This window comes from Bacteroidota bacterium, assembly GCA_021300195.1.
Lineage (GTDB): Bacteria > Bacteroidota > Bacteroidia > J057 > JAJTIE01 > JAJTIE01.
On sequence record JAJTIE010000018.1, the window covers coordinates 121,095 to 144,946 of the forward strand.

Annotated in this window: 13 protein-coding genes; 8 read left to right on the forward strand and 5 right to left on the reverse strand. The window is 58.2% G+C overall.

The annotated features are described in order from the left end of the window. The first annotated feature begins 27 nt into the window (after positions 1-27). Both LW884_04805 and LW884_04810 read left to right on the forward strand, forming a co-directional pair. Positions 28-1,104, forward strand: a complete 1,077-nt coding sequence (locus tag LW884_04805) for an SPFH domain-containing protein (protein ID MCE3007656.1) — start codon at positions 28-30, stop codon at positions 1,102-1,104. Between the two features lie 387 nt (positions 1,105-1,491). Next, a complete protein-coding gene (locus LW884_04810; protein ID MCE3007657.1) occupies positions 1,492-3,816 on the forward strand; it encodes a M1 family metallopeptidase in 2,325 nt (774 codons plus the stop codon). 106 nt (positions 3,817-3,922) lie between these two features. Here LW884_04810 and LW884_04815 read toward each other — a convergent pair whose 3' ends face one another. After that, a complete protein-coding gene (locus tag LW884_04815; GenBank protein ID MCE3007658.1) occupies positions 3,923-4,399 on the reverse strand; it encodes a hypothetical protein in 477 nt (158 codons plus the stop codon). Between the two features lie 63 nt (positions 4,400-4,462). Between LW884_04815 and LW884_04820 the strand changes: the two genes are divergently transcribed. The 3 genes from LW884_04820 (at position 4,463) to LW884_04830 (ending at position 7,744) form a co-directional block, all read left to right on the forward strand. Then, positions 4,463-5,512 carry an agmatine deiminase family protein gene (locus LW884_04820; GenBank protein ID MCE3007659.1) on the forward strand — a complete coding sequence of 350 codons (1,050 nt, stop codon included), beginning with the start codon at positions 4,463-4,465 and terminating at the stop codon, positions 5,510-5,512. A 73-nt stretch (positions 5,513-5,585) separates the two neighbouring features. Then, positions 5,586-7,079 (forward strand): carboxypeptidase M32, encoded by a 1,494-nt coding sequence (locus LW884_04825; protein MCE3007660.1) that lies wholly within the window; start codon positions 5,586-5,588, stop codon positions 7,077-7,079. Continuing rightward, positions 7,079-7,744: a LysE family translocator gene (locus LW884_04830; GenBank protein ID MCE3007661.1), complete on the forward strand. Its 666-nt coding sequence runs from the start codon at positions 7,079-7,081 to the stop codon at positions 7,742-7,744. The genes LW884_04825 and LW884_04830 overlap by 1 nt, the downstream gene beginning before the upstream one ends. Here the strand turns inward: LW884_04830 and LW884_04835 are convergent. The 3 genes from LW884_04835 to LW884_04845 form a co-directional block, all read right to left on the reverse strand. Then, positions 7,741-10,416: a choice-of-anchor L domain-containing protein gene (locus LW884_04835; protein ID MCE3007662.1), complete on the reverse strand. Its 2,676-nt coding sequence runs from the start codon at positions 10,414-10,416 to the stop codon at positions 7,741-7,743. The two genes, LW884_04830 and LW884_04835, sit on opposite strands and share 4 nt — an antisense overlap. Before the next feature lie 281 nt (positions 10,417-10,697). Then, positions 10,698-12,950, reverse strand: coding sequence for a gliding motility-associated C-terminal domain-containing protein (locus LW884_04840; GenBank protein MCE3007663.1), 2,253 nt, complete (start codon positions 12,948-12,950; stop codon positions 10,698-10,700). Further along, positions 12,926-14,383 carry a choice-of-anchor L domain-containing protein gene (locus LW884_04845; GenBank protein ID MCE3007664.1) on the reverse strand — a complete coding sequence of 486 codons (1,458 nt, stop codon included), beginning with the start codon at positions 14,381-14,383 and terminating at the stop codon, positions 12,926-12,928. Before LW884_04845 ends, LW884_04840 begins: the two co-directional genes overlap by 25 nt. Before the next feature lie 412 nt (positions 14,384-14,795). On the opposite strand from LW884_04845, the gene LW884_04850 reads away from it, so the two are divergent. The 3 genes from LW884_04850 (at position 14,796) to LW884_04860 (ending at position 21,261) form a co-directional block, all read left to right on the forward strand. Continuing rightward, positions 14,796-17,558 (forward strand): 2-oxoglutarate dehydrogenase E1 component, encoded by a 2,763-nt coding sequence (locus LW884_04850; GenBank protein MCE3007665.1) that lies wholly within the window; start codon positions 14,796-14,798, stop codon positions 17,556-17,558. Between the two features lie 193 nt (positions 17,559-17,751). Continuing rightward, positions 17,752-20,214, forward strand: coding sequence for an MMPL family transporter (locus LW884_04855; GenBank protein ID MCE3007666.1), 2,463 nt, complete (start codon positions 17,752-17,754; stop codon positions 20,212-20,214). A gap of 123 nt (positions 20,215-20,337) precedes the next feature. Next, entirely contained in the window at positions 20,338-21,261 is a 924-nt protein-coding gene (locus LW884_04860; protein MCE3007667.1) for an alpha/beta hydrolase, read from the forward strand. Between the two features lie 20 nt (positions 21,262-21,281). Here the strand turns inward: LW884_04860 and lon are convergent, their stop codons facing one another. Next, positions 21,282-23,762: an endopeptidase La gene (gene lon, locus LW884_04865; GenBank protein MCE3007668.1), complete on the reverse strand. Its 2,481-nt coding sequence runs from the start codon at positions 23,760-23,762 to the stop codon at positions 21,282-21,284. Positions 23,763-23,852 lie beyond the last annotated feature (90 nt).

Consider the following 23,852-nt stretch of genomic DNA (forward strand, 5'->3'; position numbering starts at 1 on the left):
TCCCGAAAACAATTTTACATCCGCCACATGGGACTATTTTCCTGGGCCAAGGGCCAATTTATTGAAGTTATTGAATGGGTACAGACAGACCGCGATACGGTGGTGTGGAAGTTCCCCGATGCCGATAAGGAAATAAAGAACGGCGCACAGCTAACGGTGCGCGAGGGCCAGGCCGCGCTGTTTGTAAGCGAGGGCCAGGCCGCCGATGTGTTTGCGGCTGGCCGGCACGAGCTGGTAAGCCGAAACATCCCCCTCCTTACCTCGCTGAAAAGCTGGAAGTATGGCTTTGAGTCGCCCTTCAAGTCCGACGTATACTTCTTCAACATGGGGCAGATACGCAACATGAAGTGGGGTACCAAGTCGCCAATCCTGGTAAACGACCCTGCCTTTCGTTTCCCCATCCAGCTGCGTGCGTTCGGCACCTTCGATTTTCGCATTACCGATCCCAAACTCTTCTTCCAGGAGATAGCCAAAACCGACCCGCATGTAACCAGCGACGATATTCTGGAAGACTTCCGTAGCTCGGTGGTTACCCGGTTTAGTAGCGCGCTGAAGAAGAGCGGCAAGAGCCTGGGTGAGATTAACGCAAACGCGCACGACATAGGGGCCGACCTGCTACAGACCCTGACGCAGGATTTTCAGGGGGCGGGCCTTACCCTCACCGCCTTTCATGTAGAAAACGTAAGCCTGCCGCCAGAGGTGCAGCAGCGCCTGAATGAAATGGACTTCAAGAAAATGGAGGCCATGGACCAGAACGAGGTGGAACTGAGCAACCTGATGGGCAAGGCCAACATCAGCCAGAACGTGCAGGATGTGCAGAAGTACATGCAGTTTCAGGCTGGCAGCAGCATGAACCCTGCACAAAACAACCCCCAGGCCGGTGCGGGCGGCAGCAGCACCGCCGGAGACATGATGCAGATGGCCATGGGCATGAACCTGGCCAACCAGATGATGAATGCCCAGCAGAAGCCCCAGGCAGCCGAGCCCATGACGCAGGAAAAGATAATGGAAACCCTGAAGCAGCTGGGCGAACTAAAAGCCGCCGGCATCCTCTCCGAGGCCGAGTTTGAGGCGAAGAAGAAAGACCTGCTTAGCCGCCTGTAGAACTACCGGCATGGGAACTGTGATATGTATAGGGGCTACACGGCCCCTATATTTTTGTAAAATCTTGATAGATAGATAGTTAAAATAAATCGGTGGGTTAGTAAGGCGGGCTATATTTGGCAGCTGCTATTTGCCCACATCCACAAGCACAAAATCATCCCTACTCCCCCCAACAGCGATAGCCGCTGTGTACTACAGAGTTTATTTTCGGCAAGTCGTTTCTAGATCAGTAGGTATAGAGCGCTGCCAAGCTGCACCCCCACCAGCCCACACAACGGGCTAAAAGGGATGAATGGTGCACCCGCCTGAAGCGAATTGTGTATCTTTGGCACCCAAACCAATAGCTATATGAAAAAACGTTATTTATCTCTGGCTGTTTTTGCCTGTATGGTGCTATTCCCTATAGCCATGCAGGCCCAGAAGGACGCTGAGCCCAGGAAGCACGATCCACAGAAAAACCTGTTCGATAGCATAGAGCTCCTGCTGCCTACCCCCAATGTATATCGTACGGGTAGCGGTGCCCCCGGCCCCCAGTATTGGCAAAACACGGCGGACTATAACATCTCGGTAGAGCTGGTAGACAGCACCCAGATGGTTATGGGCGAAGAGACCATTACCTACACCAACAACAGCCCGGATGCCCTCCGCTATCTGTTCCTGCAGCTGGAGCAGAACTACTTCGACCCCCAAGGCATCAGCCAGCTGACGGAGAGTACCCGCTTTCAAAAAATGACCACCGAAGACTGGAACGGGATGAACTACCGGCAAGACTTCCCGGGCGGAATACAGGGCCTGGAAGTATCGGATGCATCGGGCCGCGCCCTCACCTACCAGATACACTATACCAACCTGCGGGTAGACCTGCCTGCGCCGCTGGGCCCGGGCGGCAAGTTTACCCTGAAAGTGAAGTGGCGCTACCAGATGCAGCGGCACGCACGCTTTGGCGCACGTACCGGCTTCGAGGAGTTTGCCGACGGCAACCGAATTTATGAACTGGCCCACTGGTTTCCCCGTATGATGGTGTACAACGATGCCGAGGGCTGGCAAAACCAGCAGTTTCTGGGTCAGGGAGAGTTTGCACTCCCCTTTGGTAACTATCAGGTGCAGATTACCCTACCGGCAGACTTTGTAGTGGCTGCTACCGGCGAGCTGACCAATGCCAGCCGGGTGCTGGCCGCCACCCAGCTGCAGCGCTGGAAGCAGGCCCAGCAGGAGGAGGTGCAGCCAGTCTTGATCATTACCCAGGCGGAGGCCGACGAAAATGCCCAGCAGCGCCTGACGACAAAAAAAACCTGGATATACAAGGCCGAGCAGGTGCGCGACTTTGCCTGGGCGGCTAGCCGCCGCTTCATCTGGGATGCCATGAAGCTGGACCTGAACGGAAAGCCCGTAATGTGCATGAGCTATTACCCCCGCGAAGGAAACCCCCTGTGGGAGAAATACTCCACCAAGGCCATAGCCCATGCGGTAAAAACCTACAGCAAGTACACGGCAGACTTCCCCTGGCCCACCATGATCAGTGTAAACGGACCTGTGGTCGGCATGGAGTATCCCATGATTACCTTCAACGGCCCACGGCCCGAGGCAGACGGTACCTACAGCCTGGCACAAAAGAATGCCCTCATCAGCGTCATTTTTCACGAGGTGGGGCACAACTTCTTCCCCATGCTCATCAATAGCGACGAGCGCGACCATACCTGGCAAGATGAGGGTTTCAACACCTTTATCCAGTACCTGACGGAGCAGGAGTGGGAGCTGGGCTATAATAGCCGCCGGGGCCCTAGCACCGGTATTACAGACTTTTTGCGAAACAGCGGCGGCGAAACAATCCATCAGCATAGCGATCGCATAAGCCAATTTCGCAACACCCAGTACCTGAAGGTGGCCGCTGGGCTAAACATCCTGCGCGAAACGGTGATGGGCCGCCAGCTGTTCGACTTTGCCTTCAAAACCTACTGCCAGCGCTGGGCCTTCAAGCACCCCCGCCCGGCAGACTTCTTCCGCAGCATGGAAGATGCCAGCGGGGTAGACCTGGACTGGTTTTGGCGCGGATGGTGGATGGGTAGCGACCCCGTAGACATTAACCTGGCCACCCTGACCCAATATGAACTACTGGGCCAAAACCCCGAGCGCGTGCTGCAATGGGAACGGAAGGAAGCACAGGCACAAAGCCGGCATATATCCCAAATACGGAATGAGCGAGACATAAAGAGCACCTACACACAGCGCGACACCAGCACCCACGACTTCTACACCACCTACGACCCCTATGCCCCGAATGCGTACCACCGGCAGCTGTATACGCGTTTTCGCGAAAGCCTGAGCGAGGAGGACAAGAAGTATCTGGACCAGCCCAACAAATACTACTATCAGCTAGACTTTGTAAACGAGGGCGGGATGATGATGCCCCTGGTGCTACAGCTGGTGTACCAGGATGGTAGCGACGAACTGATGCGCATACCCGTAGAGATATGGCGCCGCAACAACTATGCCTGTAGCAAGGCCCTCATCCTGGATAAGCCCCTGCAGAAAGTGGTGCTGGACCCCTACCTGGAGACCGCAGACATAGACCGGCAAGACAATGTGTATCCGCGCGAGATACTCCGGAGGCAGATTAGTGTAGACAAGCCGCAAGCGAGCGAGCCAAGCCTGAACCCCATGCAGCTGGACCGTGCAATACGCCAGGACGGCAAGGGGTACCAGGGGGAGTAGCCCTGCGGCCCCTGCCATAGATGCGCTATTGCGCTTATCATCGGTACACTTCACAGCAGTACCCCGGCCTTCTAGCCGGGGCACCGCCGTGTTCAAATGGCACTCATCACTCGGGCTGCCTGTTTAGCACCAGGTTCATGCGTGCATGCGCCGCCCCTACTTCGGCCTCGTCGCCCACTACCGTTGCCCTCAGCTGGTCTCCCTCCATCCCGGTTATGCGCCAGGTCTCCCGGTTGCCTGCTGTGTCCGTCAGGCTAAGCCGAGCACCGGTTCGTTCCCAGGTTCCCGCCTGGTTCACGCCCGCCTCGTGTGCAAACACCTTGCGGTATTGCCCATCTGCGCCAAACGTATAGCAGGTGCCGGGCATGCCCTGCCGCACCATGTTTTTTAGTGCTACTGGCACCGTTCCGCCCGGGTCCTCCAGCTCGGCCTGCTGCACCACCCAGCTGCCCGTTAGGTCGGGCTCCGAGCTACAGCCACATACACACACGGCCAACGATGCACATACCCACAGCCAGTGCACATGCAGCCAGCCTGGGCGGAAGCGGAATAGAAATACAGATGGACTCAACCTCCCTGCCATGCAGAAATATACATAAATGTGGCAAAAAACACGTGGCCATGGGGCTTTCATCTATCTTTGCTCATGCGCTTGCCCCACCCTATCCAGCAGTACCGCATGCCCGCAGAGTGGGCACCCCACTACGCCACCCTGCTTAGCTGGCCCCGAAATGCCCAGACCTGGCCGGGCGAGAAGCTAGACCGCGTAGAACGCGTGTTTGCCCTGATCGTGCAGGCCCTGCTGCCCTACGAGGCGGTGCTCATCTGTGCCGGTGGCATAGAGCACCGCGTGAGCCGCGTGCTTACACGCGCAGGCATAGAGCCTGGCGAGCTAACCCTGCTACCCTTTGAAACCAACGATAACTGGATGCGCGACCATGGCCCGATCCTGGTGCAGCACCGCGATACACAAGAGCTGGCCGTAACCAACTGGGGCTACAATGCCTGGGGAGGCAAGTATCCGCCCTATGACCTGGACAATCAGATTCCGGAGCACATAGCCCGCTTTCTGGAGCTGCCTGTGGTGAGCCCACCCCTGATCCTGGAGGGGGGCAGCATAGAGGTAGACGGCCAGGGTACACTCCTCACCACCGAGTCTTGCCTGCTAAACCCCAACCGAAACCCGCACCTGGGGCAGGCCGAGATAGAGGAGGCCCTGCGCACCCACCTGGGTATAGAACGGATACTCTGGCTGGCCGATGGCGTAGCCGGGGATGATACCGACGGACACATAGACGACCTGACCCGGCTGGTGGGAACCGACACCATTCTGACCATCGTAGAGCCAGCTGCTGAGGACGAAAACTATGCCATCCTCCAGGAAAACCTTCGCCGCATCCGGGGCTTCCGCACCGCCACGGGCCAGCCGTATCGGGTGCTGCAGCTGCCCATGCCCCCCCCGCTGGTTGCAGACGGAGTACGGCTGCCCGCCAGCTATGCCAACTACTATGTGGCCAATGGCGTTGTGCTGCTACCCACATTCGGGGTACCTACAGATCAGGCAGCTATGGAGATACTACAGCAGTGCTATCCGGAGCGCCGGATCATCCCCATCCGTTGCGAGGACCTGCTGTGGGGGCTGGGCGGCATCCACTGTGTTACACAGCAGGTTCCCACAGGTGTCAATCTGACATAGGGCGGGCTTCTGTATTTCAGATGCGCTATCTTTACCGGCCAGGCTAGATGGATGGTGTAAGTTTTTTTTGCTTATGGAGGCTTTCGAGACCATCAAGAAAATTTCCGCCCAGCTCAAGGACCTGTCGGGTGCTGCCAGCCTGCTGGGCTGGGATCAAGAGGTGTACATGCCTGCCGGTGCCATAGAGCGCCGCGCTACCCAGCTGGGCACACTCGCTGCCCTGCGCCACAGGATCCTGGCAGAAGAGCTGGCACCCCTGCTGCCCAGGGTGGAGACTGCCAGCCTGAACGAAAAAGAGCGGCTCAACCTGGCCCAATTGCGCCTGCAAACCCAGAAGGCCCTGAAGCTGCCAGCCGCCTTTGTGCAGGCCCAGGCCGAGCTGGCCGCCCGTACCCAATATGCCTGGGAGCAGGCCAAAAAGCAGGCTAGTTGGCAAGCCTTCTGCCCCGCCCTGGAGCAAATGGTGGACAGCAAGCGCCGCGAAGCCGAATACTATGGCTACACAAACAGCCCCTACGAGGCGCTGATGGATAGCTATGAGCCAGGCCTGACGCTGGCAGAGGTAGACCCGATATTTGAGCAGCTGCTGGCTGGGCTGGTTCCGCTGCTTAAGTCTCTGCAGGGGCAGCCCCAGGTGCCAGATGCATTTCTGGCTACACCTGTGGGCAAGGACGCACAGTGGGCGCTGAGCATGCGTCTGCTTGCCGAGATGGGCTTTGACCTACAGCACGGCAGGCAGGATCTGAGTACCCACCCCTTTACCACCAGTGCGGGGCCGGAGGATGTGCGCCTCACTACGCTGATTGTGGAGCGTGATATGCAGGCCATGCTCTACAGCACCCTGCACGAGATGGGACACGGCCTGTATGAGCAAGGCCTGCCTGCCCATGCCTACGGCCTGCCCGAGGGCGAGGCCAGTAGCCTGAGCCTGCACGAGAGCCAAAGCCGACTGTGGGAGAACAACATAGGCCGTAGCCAGGCTTTCTGCCAGTGGCTATTCCCCCTACTGGCCGAGTATATGCCGCATGCCCTGGCTGGCAAAACCCCCGAAGACCTGTATCGTGCTGTGAACAAAGTACAGCCAGGCCCCATCCGCATCCAGGCAGATGAGCTTACCTACCACACCCACATCCTGCTGCGCTACCAGGTGGAGCGCCAGCTGATAGAGGGCCGCCTGGCTGTGCGCGATATTCCGGACTACTGGAGCGCCTTCTTACTACAGCACCTGGGCATACAGCCCACCACCGAGGCCGATGGCCCGCTGCAAGACATCCACTGGGCCATCGGTGCCATAGGCTACTTTCCCACCTATACCCTGGGCAGCCTCTATGCCGCCCAGCAGTACGCCCACATGGCCCAGCAGCTGCCCGAGCTGCAGGCCCAGCTGCGTACCGGCCACTTTGCACCCATACACGCCTGGCTGCGCCAGCGGGTGCACCAGTATGGCAGCCTGTATTCGGCCCGGGAATGGAGCTTGCAAGTGCTGGGCGAGCCCCTGGATCCCCGGTATTTTCTCCGTTATTTGTCTGATAAACTTGTGCAGGTATACGCTTTACCGATTGCCTAATGCCCTTCCTTATCCACCTCCTGCTTGGTACCTTTATCAGCTTCTTTGCGGCCATGCCGCTGGGGCCGGTAAACCTGGCCGTTGTGCAAACGGCCTTGAACCAAGGTCGGAATCAGGCTATCCTGGTAGCCGTTGGCAGCAGTACCATGGAGCTGCTGTACTGTCTGTTGGCAGTCATTGGTGTAGACCTGCTCTTTAGCAACCAGCGAGACCAGGATGTGTTTGTACTGGTGCTGCAGATGCTTAGCATCCCCTTTATTCTCAGCCTGGGTTTTTACAACCTGTTTCGCCGGGTAAAGACCGATGAGGAGGAGGGTATGGCTACCAAAAAGGTGCGCAAGGGGGGCGGCTTGATGCTAGGCTTTACCCTCAACTTTTTCAACCCCATGCTGCTGCCCTTCTGGCTAATGGTGGCTACTTTTTTGCGTAGCCGCAGCTGGCTGAGCAATGACCTGGCGCACCTGCTTATCTACTCCATGGGGGTTATGCTTGGCACCTTTCTGCTCCAGCTGAGTGTGGCCCTGGTGGCTGCACGCAAGCAGGCCGGCATGAGCTACAAGAGCAAAGTGACCGTAACCCGCATCATCGGCTATCTCTTCATCGGCCTGGGCCTATACGTGGCCTACCTGATGGCACAGACTATGCTGGAGATAGGCTGGCTCTAGCGGATGAGTGTAACGGTACCCGTCAGTACCTCGCCGTTTTCCAGCTGTAGGCTGTACACATAGGCTCCCTCGGGTGCTGGTGTTTTGCCCTCTACGGTGCCGTCCCAAGCTCCCGCACCCCGGTATACCTGGTTCCCCCAGTAGTCATAAATTACATGCTGTACAATGCGGGGAAAGAACACCTCTGCCCGGCCCGGCCAGTAGTCATTCAGGCCGTCTGCATTCGGGCTGAAGGCATTGGGTACCCGCAGCTGCTTCCCCAGCACCTGTATACAGCCGGTGCAACGCGCCTGCCACGCACAGCCATCCCGGTCTGTAGCCGTCAGTTCCAGGTCATACAGGCCCGTGCTGTCCAGCCGGGCCACGATCCGTTCGCCCAGGTAGCTCTGCCCCCTTTGGCCGCCAATCCGCCAGCGGTATTCCACCGGATCCCCATCAAAAATGGCGGTGAAGCTCAGGTCCACATAGTCTTGTGCGTTCAGCTGCGCGCGCGCCTGCGCAGGCAGAAAGCGGAGGCTGGGCGTGAAAAGCGGAAACCGGGCTTCTACCCGCGTGCAGGGGTTTGCCGCATTTTCCACCACCAGCTGCAGGTTATTCGCCAGGCTGTCGGTCAGGCTGATGCGCGCACCCTGCCCTATCTGTACCGGGGGCTGCCCGGCCCCTGTGCCTACCCGTAGCCAGCGGTACGGTGCGCCTGGGCTGGCACGCTCAATCTCAAAATCATACCGATACGGAACACAGGAAGGAACAGCCCGGACGCCTACTTCCTCGGGTAGGGTAAGCAGTATGTCATAGGCCGTGCTGTAGATGCAGTCATTGTCTAGCGTGATGCTGAGCGTGATGCGGTGTGCGCCAGGCGTACTATAGGTGATGGGCGGCGGCAGTGCGCCGGCATAGCTGGCCAGGCTGGCACCCGGGCCAAAGTTCCAGCTATATACGGCAGCCACGGTGTCGCCCCCGGCTATGCCAAACTGGATGCGGTGCCCCACAAAGCACTGGGTGGCCTCCAGCAGGTATCGCTGGATAAGGGCCGTTCCGTCCAGTACGCCTAGTGTTAGGTCCACTGTTACACCGCACTGGTCTCGGATGGTGAGAGCCTGGGTAAGAGAGGGCCCCGTGAGCGACACGTTCTGGGTATCGATCGTGCCGAAGCTGCCCGAGCTCCCCCAGCGGTAGGTAAAGGGCGGTCGTCCCCCCCGTACGTTCGGCGCCCTTAGGGTAACGGTGCCTGGCCCACAGCTCACGAAGCTGGTATCTCGGGCTGTAGGGAGATCCCAAAAGCTCACGACAATGGTGCGGCTTGCCTGTAGGCTTGCTTCGCCGGCGCGGCACGAGTCTCGCACCCTAAGCGTATAGCTGCCCGGTGCCGTTATCTCTATCCGGTTGGTGTTGCCTGGGCTGGCGGCCCCCCAGCTGTAGGTGTAGTTTCCGTAGCCCCCACTTACCAGGGCTTCCAGCACCTTGCCAGGTTCGGTGGTGCAGAAGCGCAAGCTGGCAGGCGCTGTAACCTGCAGGGGCTGAAAGTCGCGTAATACAAAGGTATCCCGCAGTGCCAGTATCCGGCTGCCACACGATTCGCTGAAGAGGTTGAGCTCCAGCCGTTCCTCGCCCTCCACCAGGGCATCGTCCAGCACCGTTACCGGTATTGTCAGTGTAGCCTGTCCGGGGGCCAGCGTCTGTGGGCTGGCCACGCCCAGGCTGTAGTCCAGGCCTGCTGTGGCGCTGCCGCCCAGCGTCCAGCTTATCTGGGCGGGCTGAGATAGGTCTCCGCTCCTTGTTACCGCCAGCTGCTGGCTATTGCCGCAGTTTTCTGCCAGTATGCTGGCATTCAGGCTGTTTTCAGCCCTTACCGCATACAGGTTGCTGGTAAAGCTCCCGGCTTCGAGAAACACGCCAGAGTCCACGGTTGCATCTCCCACATCGGCCACAATCAGTTCGATGCGGTACGTTTGGCAGGGCTGTACGGTGGCCACGGCCTCCAGTAGTACGGTCAGCCCATCGTACGCCACGGTAGTAAACACCGGCCCGCCAGCCGCAGAATTGTCTACATAGAAAAGCGGATTTGTAGGTGCCACGGGCGGCACATCAAACGGATTCCCACCATTCACGTTTGCTATGCTGATCGGGGTACTTGTTCCGGGGATTACAGCCAGGTTCTGCCGCCCGGCTATGCCGGGGCCCGATATCAGTAAGCCAAACACATCATTGAAAAGTGAACCCACAAATTCGGGATACTCTTCGCTGCCAAATACATATCGAAAACTGAGCCTGTTTCCTGAGGGAATTACGTCAAAGGCCAGCACCACCGCATCTTCGCTGGCAGCGCCTGCTGTGGTGGTTGCCCACAAGTTGCCTTCTGTACCATTTACCCAGGTCGGTAAGTTGAAGCCTGGCCCTGTTGCAAGCCCGGCTAGCCCAGTGGTGAGCACAATACCAGTCCGAATCGGAAAACCGGAATTTGTATTCTGAAACAAACCCGACGCATCTATGGCCCCGGTGTAGCTGGCATTCTGGATCGTTACACCCGTCCCTGCGAGCGCCCCCGCCAGCTGCGTGGCACTTCCGCCGGGTGTAACCTGCAGCGGCTGGGCATGTGCCGACCAGCACAGCACCCCCAGCAGAATACAGCGCGTGGACCAGACAAGGCGGAAACAGGTAAATGCGTTAACCATAATAGCAGGGGGAAGTATTCCGAGTAATAGAACGAGCAGAGCCGCCCCTTAGTGCGCTCTCGGGAGCCCCACACGGAGCTAATCTACAGGCAAATACAGGCAGGTTGATATTTCTGCCCCAGACTTGGCATACAAGCCTTGCGTTTCCATCAAATCTTCAAGAAATGCGTGTAATCTGCGCTGATAGATCGCTTGTTGGCTCCTATCCTTTTATTCGCAAAAGAAGGACACCCGCTCTTATCTATCGAATGCCGGGATCGGGCTTTATATCAGTACACCCCTTACCGTAGTAAGGTTACACTGCCAGTGAAGGACTGGTTGTCCTCCAGTTCCAACACATAGAAATAGGTTCCCTCGAATGCATTGGCCCCGTCAGTGGTTCCATCCCAGGCATTCTGCCCCTCATAGGCCAGCACACCCAGGCGGTCAAATATCTTCAGGCTGGCTACCCGCACTGGCCAGAGTGTATTCACATTGTCGGGCCAGCGGTCATTTCGGCCATCGGCATTAGGGGTAAACACATTGGAAAGCTGCAGGCGTACCGTGCCGGGCAAAATGGTGATGCATTGTTCACAGCGTGCAGACCAGTCACATCCGTCTGCATCCGTTACCGTTAGGGTAAAGCTGTAAGTACCTGTTGCTTCAAAAAGCATCGATACCTCGGGCCCAGTGTAGCTACCCGCACCCGGCAGTTCATCTATCTGCCAGCTATATAGGTTGCCATCGCCACGGAAGAAGCCGAGGAAGGGCAGCTCGGCAAAGCCGAGCTCATTCAGCTTTGCTTCGCCTGATACTGGCAGAAAGCTGGCCACAGGCCTGGCCAGGGCATAGCGCCGCTGCACACGGGTACACGGGTTTTGCACATTGGTAAGCAGCAGGGTGATGCTGTCTTGCGTCGCCTCTTCCAGGTCCAAGCTGCTGCCGGTGCTCGGCAGAGGCGTTTCGGTACCCGTGGCGGGGTCTACCCGGCTCCAGCGGTAGTCTGCACCGGCAGTGGGGTTCTCTACCACGAACTGATAAAGATTGGCCTGGCAGGTGGCCACCTGTGCCAGTGCCACCTCCTCGGGCGTGGTTAGGCGTACCACAAGGCTCGTGTCATAGTTGCAGCCGCCCGGTAGCGCTATATTCAGCGAGATGGTGTATACCCCGGCGGCGGCGTAGGTAACCACTGGCGGCAGGGCACCCGCATGGGTAGCCGGGCTGGCACCGGGGCCGAAGCTCCAGCTGTAGGCACCCGCTATGGGTACCGCAGCTCCAGCTACCTGAAGGTCCACCGCATGCCCCTCGAAGCACTGTAGACTGTCTACCCGATAACGCTGCACGCCCACCGGTGTATCCACTACTGTAAGCTGCACAGTGTCTGTTTCGCCACATTGGTCGCGCACCACCAGTGCCTGGCTGTAGGGGAAGCCCGCCAGGTTCACCTCAAAAGTAGATGCTGGCACAAAGGTACCCCCCGCTGTCCACTGATATTCAAAGGGGGGCAGGCCGCCCAGCACCTGCGGGGCCTGCAGCGTGTAGGCACCCAGCAGGCAGTGCGCATAGGTGCTATCTTGCATAGCCGGTTCAGAGTATATTTCCACGTCAAAGTCCAAGGTCTCTGTTAGCCTGGTACCGCTGCTACAGCTGTCCACCACCAGCAGGCTATAAGTGCCCGATGCGCTGGGGACAATGGTAGGGGTGGTTTGGCCAGTGCTCCACAGGTACCTGTAGTTGCCAAAGCCCCCCGAAACCGTAGGGCCGATCGTTTTATCCGCAGCAAGGCAGAACTGCTGCTCAGCGTCGTGCACCGCCACCAGCGGCCTGAAGTCGCGAATGACAAAGGTGTCCCGCACCTCGGTAGCACGGCCCGCACACAGGCCAGTAGCTGGCGTGTAGTTGAAGATTAGCTCCAGCGTCTCATCGGTCTCATCTAGTACATCAGTAAGTACGTTGACAGGCAGCTCTATCTCCTCCTGCCCCACGGCAAAGGTCTGCGGGCTGGTAAGGCCCAGGGTGTAGTCCAGCCCCTGGGTAGCGGTGCCCGCCAGTGTCCAGCTCAGGGTCTCTGCGGTGGTGGTGCCGCCCGTTCGGCGGATGCGTATCCGCTGATTGGTGCCACAGTTTTCGACCAGTGTATCGGAGCCAAAGCCCTGCAATACAACACTTTCCAACGGTAGCTCCAGGGTTAACAGAAAGGTGTCTCGTGTGATGCATCCACTGGCAAGCTGCACCGCCAGGGTGATTTCGTGCATCCCGGCCTGGCTGTAGGTGATGCCGGTGGGGGCTACCTGGTTGCTCGTGCCGGGGGTGGCCTCGGGCCCGAAGTCCCAGGTGTAAGTGCCCGCCTCTATTGTGCCCGCTGTGGCAAAGCCCAGGCTATGGCCCGCAAAGCACTGCTCGGCCATGTAGGAGTAGGTTTGGCTTAGCGGGGTGTCCACCTCGTTGCTTACGGTCAGCTGTACTGTGTCTGTTTGGCCGCACTGGTCGCGCACCACCAGTGCCTGGCTGTAGGGGAAGCCCGTCAGGTTCACCTCAAAAATAGCCTCAGGCACGAAGGCACCGCCCACCGCCCACTGATAGGCATAGGGCCGCACCCCCCCCCCAGCACCTGCGGGGCCTGCAGCGAGTAGGCACCCAGCGTGCAGTGTGTGTAGGTCGTGTCGTTGCTGCTTATTCCATCCGTCCCTACGAAGCTGACGCTTACGGTCTTTACCACCTCGGTACTGCTGGCACCCACGGGGCAGGAGTCGCGTACGGCTACTGTATAGGTGCCGGGTGCCGTTATGGCCAGGTCGGCCCCCTGGGGTGCGCCTGTCCAGCGGAAGCGGTAGTTGCCAAAGGCACCACTAGCCGTAGCGGTCAGGGTCTTTGTGGGGGCGGAGGCGCAGAAGGTTACCTCGCCGGGCACGGTAACCACCAGCGGCTGAAAGTCGCGAATGCGGAAGGTATCCTTTAGGGCCAGGATGGGCGAGCCGCACAGGCTGCTGAACAGATCGAACTCCAGGGTCTCCGTCCCCTCCACCAGGGCATCACTCAGGATGGTAACCGGTATCTCAATAACCGCCTGACCGGCGGGCAGCAGCTGGGGGCTGCTGAGGCCCAGCGTATAGTCCACCCCCTGGGTAGCGGTGCCACCCACCACCCAGCTGATCGTTACGGGCTGATCTATGTCGCCCGTACGTTCCAGCACGATCTTCTGTTCGTCGCCGCAGTTCTCGGCAAAGTCTACCTCACTTAGCGCATTCTCTACCTGCAGGGCATAGTTCTCCTCGCTGGTGAAGCTCTCGGCTTCTAGGAACACACCCGAATCAAGTGTTGGATCTCCAATGTCCGAGACAATCAGTTCGATTCGATAGGTTTGGCAGGGTTGCACCTCGGCCTCGGCCTCCAGCAGCACCGTTAGCCCATCATACTGGGTAACCTCGCGCAGCGGGCTATCCAGGGGCGTGTTGTCGATGAAAAACTCAGGATTGGAAGGAATGGAAAGAATATCGTCATTTCCATTATTGACGGTGTTAATCGTAACGGGTACGCTGGTGCCCGGCACCAGTGCCAGGTTTTGCCTGCCCACTATACCCGGGCCCGAAATAAGCAGCCCAAAAATGTCATTAAATTCTGAGTATACAAACTCTCGATATTCCTCGCTGGCAAACACATACCGAAACTTCAGCCGGTTTCCGCCGGGCACCACATCGAAGGCGAGTACCGCCGCATCTCGGCTCTCTCTTCCGGTTGTGGTTTCGGCCCAGGCGTTTGGCCAGGTATTTATGGGAACCCCAAAGAGGTTTCTTACCGTGTTATCAATAGTGGCGTTTTCTATGTCGTTAGGCCCGGCAGCTACAGTAGCCCTACCCGTGGTGAGCACCAGGCCCCGCTGGATGGGAAAGTCCTCACTGGTGTTTTCAAACAAGCCCACGGCATTTGGTGGGCCAGTGTAGATTGCGTTCTGGATCGTAACGCCCGCACCCTCCAGAGATTCGGACAATGTCGTAGCATTATTGTTCGTGGTTATTTGCAAGGCCTGCCCTGTCACTAGTTGTACCAAGCCGAGCCCCGACAGGTAAAGAAGCAAGAGAAGGCGGAGATGAATGCGTATCATCATTATGTAGCGGTCGTCTAAAAAATTATAGCTAGCTCTTGTGTCGGCAAGTGAGGGCTGTCGCACTAAGCCTTTTCCCGACCAGGCGCACGCACCAGATAGGAACAGCAACAGATAAGACAACAATGAAAAGATGAACATAATGAATTCGGGACAGATAGCGTCCATGAAAAAACTGAACGGCTCAAATTTGTGTTTGAACAGTCATGGAAGACAGGTTCGTGCTAAAATGCGTAATTTTGCATCCCGCGAGCTTTAAGTATTGATTTTCACCCCCACTTCCTTCCGGACTGTAAACATGGACACTCTCTCTTACTTGTCGAATGCTGAGATTGGCTTTATCGACGGGCTGTATACCCAGTATCAGCAAGACCCCGAGTCTGTAGCCTACGAGTGGAAGCGCTTTTTCGAGGGTTTTACCTTTGCCCGCAGCCAGTACAACAATGGGCAGACGGCGAAAAATGCCGGTGTGGCCGATAGTCCGGAGCACATAGCCAAAGAGATTAGCGTAGTTAACCTGATCAATGCCTACCGCAGCCGCGGCCACCTGTTTGCAAAAACAAACCCCATCCTGCCCCGCCGAGACTTTCAGCCTACGCTGGCCATCGAGAACTTTGGCCTTGCCGAGTCCGACCTGGATCAGGTGTTCGTTAGCGGCTCCGAGCTGGGCATCGGTGCCCGCCCCCTGCGAGCCATTGTGGCCCATCTGGAGGCCACGTATTGCGGCACCATCGGCATCGAGTATCGCTACATCCGCAATCCGCGCATTACCGGCTGGTTCGAAGAGCGCATAGAGGGCAGCAAGATGCAGCCAAACTTTGACACAGCCCGGAAAAAGACCATCCTGGAGATGCTGGGCAAAAGCAGCTCCTTCGAGCAGTTTCTGCACCGCAAGTTTGTGGGCCAGAAGCGATTCAGCCTGGAGGGGGCCGAGTCCGTAATCCCCGCCCTGCACGCCATCATCGAAGAGGGAGCCGATCTGGGTATACAGGAGTTCGTACTCGGCATGGCCCACCGGGGTCGCCTGAATGTGCTGACCAACATCCTGCGCAAGGAGTATGACAATGTGTTCAGCGAGTTTGAGGGCCGCTACCTGAGCGACCACGTCTTTGACGGAGACGTGAAGTACCACCTGGGCCACAGCTCGGATATAGAAACCCGGACTGGGAAAAAGGTACACCTGAGCCTGATGCCGAACCCCAGCCACCTGGAGGCCGTAGACCCCATTGTGCTCGGCTCGGCCCGGGCAAAGATGGATGCCGTCTATAACCATGACCATAGCCGCATCTGCCCCATCCTGATCCACGGAGATGCCGCCCTGGCCGGCCAGGGTGTGGTGTATGAGCTGATACAGATGAGCCGCCTGAAGGGCTACGAGGTAGGCGGAACCATACATATTGTACTGAACAACCAGATTGGCTTCACTACCGACTGGCGCGATGCCCGCAGCAGCACCTACTGTACCGACGTGGCCAAGGTAACCCTGAGTCCGGTCTTCCATGTAAACGGAGACGACCCCGAGGCCTTCTACTACGTAGCCCAGATAGCCATGGCTTTCCGCCAAGCGTTTAATCGGGACGTGTTTATAGACGTAGTGTGCTACCGCAAGTATGGCCACAATGAGGGCGACGAACCCCGGTTTACCCAGCCAGGGATGTACCAGGCCATTTCAAAGCAAAAGAGCCCTTTTGAGGTATATGCCCAGAAGCTGATAGCCGAGAACGCCATAGACGCCCCCTACCTGAAGAACCTGCAGCAGCAGCAGGCCGGATACCTGGACAAGGAATGGGAGGAGAGCAAGGTATACGCCTACGAGCTGGGCACCCCACCCGCCCGCCTGTGGCACGGCCTGGCGTACTACGACGATAAAACCGTGGAGCCCAATCCCGCGACCCAGATCAGCCAGGAGGTAGCCCTGCAAATTGCCACCCTGTCCACCCAGCTGCCCGAAGGCTTTGTGCCACACAAAAACATAGAGAAGCTGCTGCAGCAACGCCGAGAGATGGTGCAGTCGACCGGCAAAATAGACTGGGGCATGGCTGAGCACCTGGCCTACGGCTCCATCCTGCTGGACGGAAGGGACGTGCGCATAAGCGGCCAGGATGTACAGCGCGGCACCTTCAGCCACCGCCACGCGGTGCTGCACGACATGGAGAACCTGCCCAGCACCCACATCCCGCTGAACCATCTGGCTGAGCAGCAGGGCCACCTCTCCATCTACAACTCCCTGCTGAGCGAGTATGCCGTACTCGGCTTTGAAACCGGCTATGCCCTGAGTGCCCCCCATGGCCTCACCATCTGGGAAGCCCAGTTTGGCGACTTTGTGAATGGTGCCCAGATTATTATCGATCAGTTCCTCAGCGCCAGCAAAACCAAATGGCAGCGCCTGTGTGGCCTGGTGCTACTGCTGCCACATGGCTACGAGGGCCAGGGCCCCGAGCACAGCTCGGCCCGCATGGAGCGCTTCCTGGTGCTGTGCGCCGAGAACAATATGTACATCACCAACTGCACCACCCCGGCCAACCTCTTCCACGCACTGCGCCGCCAGGTGTATAGCAACACCCGCCGCCCGCTGGTCGTCTTCACCCCCAAGAGCCTGCTGCGCCACCCGCGATGCGTAAGCAGCCTGGAAGATTTTACCGCAACGGCCAGCTTCCAGGAGCTGATAGACGATGCCACTGCCGACCCGAAGAAGGTGGAGCGACTGGTATTTGTGAATGGCAAGCTGTATTACGACCTGCTGGAGCAGAAAGAGAAGCACCAGCAAGACAAGGTGGCCCTGATACGGCTAGAGCAGCTGTACCCACTGCCCCAGCAGGAGATAGAGGCTACCCTGAAAAAGTATAAGAAGGCTAGCAGCTATGTGTGGGCACAAGAGGAACCCGAGAATATGGGTGCCTGGCCCTTTGTGGCCCGTAAGCTACGCCAGATACCCCTGGAGGTAGTGGCACGCAAGGAGAGCGCCAGCCCCGCCACCGGCACCGCCAGCCAGCACAAGCGGCAGCAGGAATACATCATCCGTACGGCCCTGAACCTGGCACCAGAGCTGGAGCTGGCATAGCCGACTAGCCTGCCGGAATAGGCAGCCCGCCACAGGTCTAGCCACCCAGGCATTGGCCCGGCTAGGCTACTGCATAACAATGCCGCGTACAACACGCAGTCCCGTTGGGTTGCGCCCGAATATGTCGTAACTTTAGGCCCATTTACAGTGCCGCTTCATCTCAGGCAAGGCTTTTGCCTATCCCGCTCTTCTTATGTGGAAAGCCGTTTCACGATTTATACTCCGCTTCCGGATTACGCTGCTCATTCTGGTGGGTCTTCTCACCATTTTCTTTGGATACAAGGGTACGCAGGTAGAGAAGAGCCAGGAGTTTGCCCGGGTTGTTCCAAAGGATGATCCCGACTATCAGAACTTTCTCAAGTTCAAACAGCTGTTTGGCGAAGATGCCAACACCATCATAATTGGCCTGAAGGCCGAAAACTTTTTTACGCCCGCCCGCCTGAATGCCATACAGCGTTTTGTAAACCAGACACGCGGCCGAGATGGGGTGAAGGAGGTGCTCAGCATCACCAGTCTGTACAGGCTTACGGCCAATGACAGCCTGAAAATCTTCCAGGCCGAGAAACTGCTGGATAAGCCCGTACAGACCCAGGCCCAGGCCGATTCGCTCAGAGAAAAGGTAACTAATCTCCCTTTTTACCAGGGGTTGATCCTGAACGAGAAGGGTACAACCACCGTAGTGGCTGTTACCATCACCAAAGCAGCGAGCAATAGTAAGCAGAAACACGCGCTGGTAGCCAAGCTAAAGGAGGACGTGGAGCGGCTGGCCGAGGAAACAGGCATGGAGTACCACCTGGTGGGCCTGCCCTATATCCGCAGCTACATGAGCACGCAGATTGCCTCCGAGCTTAATCTGTTCATGGCCCTGGCCATCCTCTTTACGGCGGCCTGCCTCTTCCTCTTCTACCGCTCCTTTTATGCGGTTATCTTCCCGCTCATCCTGCTGTGTGTGGCCTCGCTGGTTACGCTGGGGCTTATCACGCTGCTGGGCTACCAGCTCACCACCCTCAGTGCCCTGCTGCCCCCCATCATCGTCATCCTGGGCATACCCCCCAGCATCTACATGCTCAGCGACTACCACGATGAGTACAAGAAGTATGGGCACAAACGGCTGGCCATTAGCAAGATGGTGCGCAAGCTGGGCCTAGTTACTTTCATGATAAACGCCAATACGGCTTTCGGTTTCCTTACCCTATACTTCACCCAGGTTACCATTTTGCAGGAATTTGGCCTGGTAGCCTTTTTGGCCACTATGATGACCTATGTGCTGACGATGGTGATCATCCCCGGGGTCTTCAGCCTGCTGCCGCCCCCTACGGACAAGAACCTGCGGCACCTGGATGCCCCCCACATCGTACGCATCGTGCGCCTGACAGATAAGCTGGTGCAGCACCGTCGCCGTGCCATCTATTGGACTACCCTGGTCATTTTTGGGGTTGCCATAGCCGGATGCTTCAAGCTGCAGGCAGTAAGCTATATGGTGGACGACCTGCCCAAGCAGGACCGAATCCGCAAGGATCTGAACTTCCTGGAGGAAAACTTTCATGGCGTAATGCCCTTCGAGATCGTAATAGACACCAGGCAGGCGGGGGCACTGAAGAAGCTGCGCTACCTGAAGAAGATAGAGGCCCTGCAGGATAGCCTGAAGAAGTATCCGCAGCTGGGGCGTACCCTGAGCCTGGTAGACGTGATGAAGTGGAGCCGCCAGGCCTATCTGGGCGGCGATGCCGAACAATATAAGCTGCCCGCCCGAGACGAACTGGCCTTTCTGGCAGACTATGCCGAGAACACACGCCTGCACAACCGCCGCGCACAGGCACAGGCCCCGGCAGGCCAGCGAGACATCCTGCACAGCTTGGTAGACAGCAGCTACCAGGTGGCACGCATTACTGGCTATGTGCAAGACATGGGCTCGCTGGAGATGCCGGTGCTGATCGAGAAAATACAGGCCGATATCGATGCCGTCTTTGAACAAGAACAACAGAAAAAATCTGCCAATACCCAGCCGCTGGAGCACTTTGTTACCGGCACCACCGCCATCTTTCTCAAGGCCAACGAGTACCTGGTAGACAACCTGTTCTGGAGTCTATTGGCCACTTTTGTTCTTATTGGCCTGCAGATGTGGCTGCTCTTTGGCTCTGTGCGCATTATGCTCATCAGCCTGGTGCCCAACCTCATCCCGCTGGTGGTAACTGCGGGGCTGATGGGCTACCTGGGCATTGCGCTGAAGCCTAGCACCGCGCTTATTTACGAGCTCGCATTTGGCATTGCTATCGATAACAGCATCCACTACCTGGCCATGTATCGGCACAAGCGTCGGGCTGGCCTGAGCATACCGGGCGCAGTGGGCAGCACCCTGCGCGTAACGGGCATGAGCATTATCTATACCTCCATTGTGCTCTTCATGGGCTTTGTCATATTCACCCCCAGCACCTTTGGCAGCACCCAGGCCCTGGGCATCCTCACCAGCATCACACTTTTCATGGCCACGTTCAGCAATCTGCTGTTGATGCCGGCCCTGCTGGTTTCGTTCGACCGGGATAGCACCAGTAAAGGGCACGCCCTGATAGATGATGCCGATGAGGAGGATGACGACCCGGAGGAAGCCACCGCCCATGCGTCTGGTACACCCCTGCCTACGGCGTACAAGCAGTGAGCACCGTGTGCAGGCCGCACGGGAAAGGAACACCGCCTGCACAGTATGGGCGCAAGCGCGTTGCGCAGCCGCCAATAGTGTGCAGACTGGGTATGCTCGCACGTATTTTCTGTATCTTTTCGGGTGGCTACTCGCTTTCTGTTTTTCCTCCGCCAGGCTGGGCGCTATCTGCTACATGCTTTTCTCTGGCTTTTCCTTTTGCTGTGGGGCCTGTTGCTCTACAACCTGCCCTTTGACCGTGGGCCGGTGGCTTTTCGGCCCCTGCTGGAGCAGGCCGTGCCGCTACAGCTGATATCCTACCAGGCTGGCCCCGCCGCCCACCCCTCCCCAGTAGTATGTGCCCTGCGAGATGGGGGGCAGGATACCACCGTTCTTTTCATTCATGGCAGCCCGGGCAGCGGCACCGACTTTGCCCCCTACCTGGCGGATAGTAGCCTGTTTGCTCGCGCCCGGCTGGCTACCCTGGATCGGCCCGGTTTTGGCCTGTCTGCCGGCAGTGGTGCCCTTGGCCTGGCGGAGCAGAGCCGTCGTTTGGGTCCTCTGGTTGCGTACCTCCGTGCACGCGGCCCCCTGATACTGGCGGGCCATAGCCTAGGTGGCCCCCTGGCTGTGCGGCTGGCCATGGACTACCCCCAGCAGGTGGACGGACTGGTGCTGCTGGCGGCAGCGCTGGACCCAGCCCTGGAGGAAATGGCGTGGTACAACGAGTTGCTAGACCTGCGGGCCGTGCAGTGGATGATGCCGGATGCACTGGTGTATAGCAACCGCGAGATACAGGGGCTTAAGCAAGACCTGGAGGACATGCTGCCCCGCTACCACAGCCTGCGGCAGCCCATCGTGCTGGTACAGGGTGGGGCGGACGAGCTGGTATCGCCGTCTAATGCTGATTTTGCTCGTTTCCGGCTGTCTCACTTGCCCATCGTGTGGGACCTGCCCCCGCAGGTGGGGCATTTGTTTCCGTTCGACGAGCCACAGCGCGTACGGCAGGCGGTGCACCGGTCTCTCCATCAGTTGGGGGTAGTCCATGGCCCCCCTGCCAGCGGGTAGCTAGTGCGCGCACGCACAGCCTACAGTGCGGGGCTGGTACGCAGCTGGTTTTTTTCGCTCTCGGGTATTACCAGGTCTACCGGCTGGCGCACGGGCTTAGGCTCCAGGGCTAGCTGTAGCACTTCCTCCATGTGCTCCACGTAGTGTACGGTCAGGCTGCGGATCGTATCTTCCTTTATCTGCTCCAGGTCTTTACGGTTCTGCCTGCACAGGATCACCTCTTTTATTCCGGCTCGGGCTGCCGCCAGCACTTTCTCCTTGATGCCGCCTACCGGCAGTACTTTGCCCCGCAGGGTGATCTCACCGGTCATGGCCAGCCCGACCTTCACCTTGCGCTGGCATAGGGCGCTGGTCATGGCAGAGAGCAGGGCTATGCCCGCGCTCGGGCCATCCTTGGGCACTGCACCAGCCGGAATGTGAATGTGCAGATCCCAGTGGCGGAAGGCATCTGCCGGTATGTTGTATTGTTGGGCATGGGCTTTTAGCCAGATGTAGGCCAGGTTTGCGCTTTCCTTCATCACATCGCCCAGCTGGCCAGTGAGGCTAAAGCGGCCAGTACCCCGGCTCAGGGCTGTTTCGATGAAAAGGATCTCTCCACCCACGGGGGTCCAGGCCAGGCCGATGGCTACACCGGGAATTTCCACCTTTTGGTACTGCTCCAGGTCGAAACGCGCTGGGCCCAGATACTCCTCCACCAGGGCGGGTGTCAGCTTTACTTCCAGTTCGGGCTGGGTTACTACCTGGCGCACCACCTTGCGTGCCAGCGTGCTTAGCTGCTGGTTTAGCTGGCGTACGCCGCTCTCTCGGGTATAGCCATCTATCACCAGCTGGATGACCTTTTGGTCTGCCTTCAGCTGCTTGTTTCCCAGGCCATGGTCTGCCTTTATCCTGGGCAGCAGGTGGCTTTTGGCAATCTGCATTTTCTCTTCCACCGTATAGCCATTTATCTCGATGATTTCCATACGGTCGCGCAGGGCGGGATGTATGGTGTCCAGGCTGTTTGCGGTGGCAATAAAGAGTACCTGGCTTAGGTCGTAGTCCAGCTCCAGGTAGTGGTCGTTGAAGGCGCTGTTCTGCTCCGGGTCCAGCACCTCCAGCAGTGCGCTGGCCGGGTCGCCCCGGAAGTCTTGCCCTACCTTGTCTATTTCGTCCAGGATGAACACCGGGTTACTGCTTTTGGCTTTTTTCAGCCCCTGCAGTATCCGGCCAGGCAGTGCCCCAATATAGGTACGGCGGTGGCCACGTATTTCGGCCTCATCGCGTACGCCGCCCAGGCTCATCCGCACAAAGCTGCGGCCCAGGGCATCCGCTATACTTTTGCCCAGGCTGGTTTTGCCCACGCCGGGCGGGCCATAGAAGCATAGGATGTTGGCCTTGCCTTTGGGTTGCAGTTTCAGCACAGCCAGGTGTTCCACCACACGTTCTTTCACCTTTTCCAGCCCATAGTGCTGTTTGTCCAGGGTCTTCTGTGCCTTGTCCAGGTCGAAGTGGTCTTTTGTGTACGCATTCCACGGCAGATCCAGCAGCCAGTCCAGGTAGTTCAGGCTCACGGTATAGTCTGGCGCGCCCGGGTTGCTACGCATCAGCTTGTTCAGCTCTTTGTTGAATGCCTCTCGGGCCTCTTTGGGCCATTTTTTCTGGTCGCCGCGCTGGCGTAGTTCATCCAGCTCCGTTTCGGCGCTATAGTCGCCCAGTTCGTCCTGTATGGCCTTCATCTGCTGGCGCAGCATGTAGTCTCGCTGCTGCTTGTCCATGTCCTGCTTCACACGGCTCTGTATCTCTTCTGTCAGCTCCAGCATCTGCACCTCGCCGGCCAGGCCCTCCAGCACCTGCTCACACTTTTCTTTCATGGTGGGCAGGGCCAGGATCCGTTGCTTGTCGGGTATCTCCAGGTTCAGGTTGTTGGCTATGAAGTGGACCAGAAAGGCCAGGCTATTAATGTTCTGGATGGTGTTGGTTGCCTCGGTGGGGATGTGGGGCGAGAGCTCGATGGCACGTATGGCTTCGCGCTTCAGGCTCTGCATCAGGGCTTTGGTGGGTTTGGCACCCGGGTACACCTCGTCGTAGCGCGAGATGCTGGCCCGCAGGTAGGGGTCTGTTTCCACGTAGTTCTCCACCTTGAAGCGGCTGCGGCCCTGGATGATGATGGTAACGCTGCCATCGGGCATGCGGATCAGCCGCAGGATGCTGGCCAGGGTGCCCACGTCGTACAGGTCTTCGGGCCCGGGCTCTTCGGTTTCAGGATTTCGCTGTGTAACCACCCCGATCAGCTTGGGCTGCTGCTGGTTGGCCTGGCGCACCAGGGCAATGCTTTTATCGCGCGCTACGGTGATGGGGATTACCACACCGGGGAACAGTACCGTGTTTCGCAGGGGCAGTATGCCCAGTGTTTGGGGCAGTGCCTCGTCATTCAGATGCTTATCGTCTCCTTCTATTAGCTCCTGAAAGTCAGACTCGAAGTGGCTGTCTGCGGCTAATAGATGCTTTATATCCCAGTTCATGTGTGGTCTCTTGCGGTTGCGTCAGGGTGTCAGAGATTTGCCTGTGTTGATCTATCCGGGGCGTGGGCACAAATGCTATGCCGTCCGGGG

What these genes read in the sequence shown, in the direction of transcription:
- LW884_04805 (MCE3007656.1), top strand. Translation starts at nt 28, where the DNA reads ATGGGACTATTTTCCTGGGCCAAGGGCCAATTTATTGAAGTTATTGAA.
- LW884_04810 (MCE3007657.1), top strand. Translation starts at nt 1,492, where the DNA reads ATGGTGCTATTCCCTATAGCCATGCAGGCCCAGAAGGACGCTGAGCCC.
- LW884_04815 (MCE3007658.1), bottom strand. Translation starts at nt 4,399, where the DNA reads ATGGCAGGGAGGTTGAGTCCATCTGTATTTCTATTCCGCTTCCGCCCA.
- LW884_04820 (MCE3007659.1), top strand. Translation starts at nt 4,463, where the DNA reads ATGCGCTTGCCCCACCCTATCCAGCAGTACCGCATGCCCGCAGAGTGG.
- LW884_04825 (MCE3007660.1), top strand. Translation starts at nt 5,586, where the DNA reads ATGGAGGCTTTCGAGACCATCAAGAAAATTTCCGCCCAGCTCAAGGAC.
- LW884_04830 (MCE3007661.1), top strand. Translation starts at nt 7,079, where the DNA reads ATGCCCTTCCTTATCCACCTCCTGCTTGGTACCTTTATCAGCTTCTTT.
- LW884_04835 (MCE3007662.1), bottom strand. Translation starts at nt 10,416, where the DNA reads ATGGTTAACGCATTTACCTGTTTCCGCCTTGTCTGGTCCACGCGCTGT.
- LW884_04850 (MCE3007665.1), top strand. Translation starts at nt 14,796, where the DNA reads ATGGACACTCTCTCTTACTTGTCGAATGCTGAGATTGGCTTTATCGAC.
- LW884_04855 (MCE3007666.1), top strand. Translation starts at nt 17,752, where the DNA reads ATGTGGAAAGCCGTTTCACGATTTATACTCCGCTTCCGGATTACGCTG.
- lon (MCE3007668.1), bottom strand. Translation starts at nt 23,762, where the DNA reads ATGAACTGGGATATAAAGCATCTATTAGCCGCAGACAGCCACTTCGAG.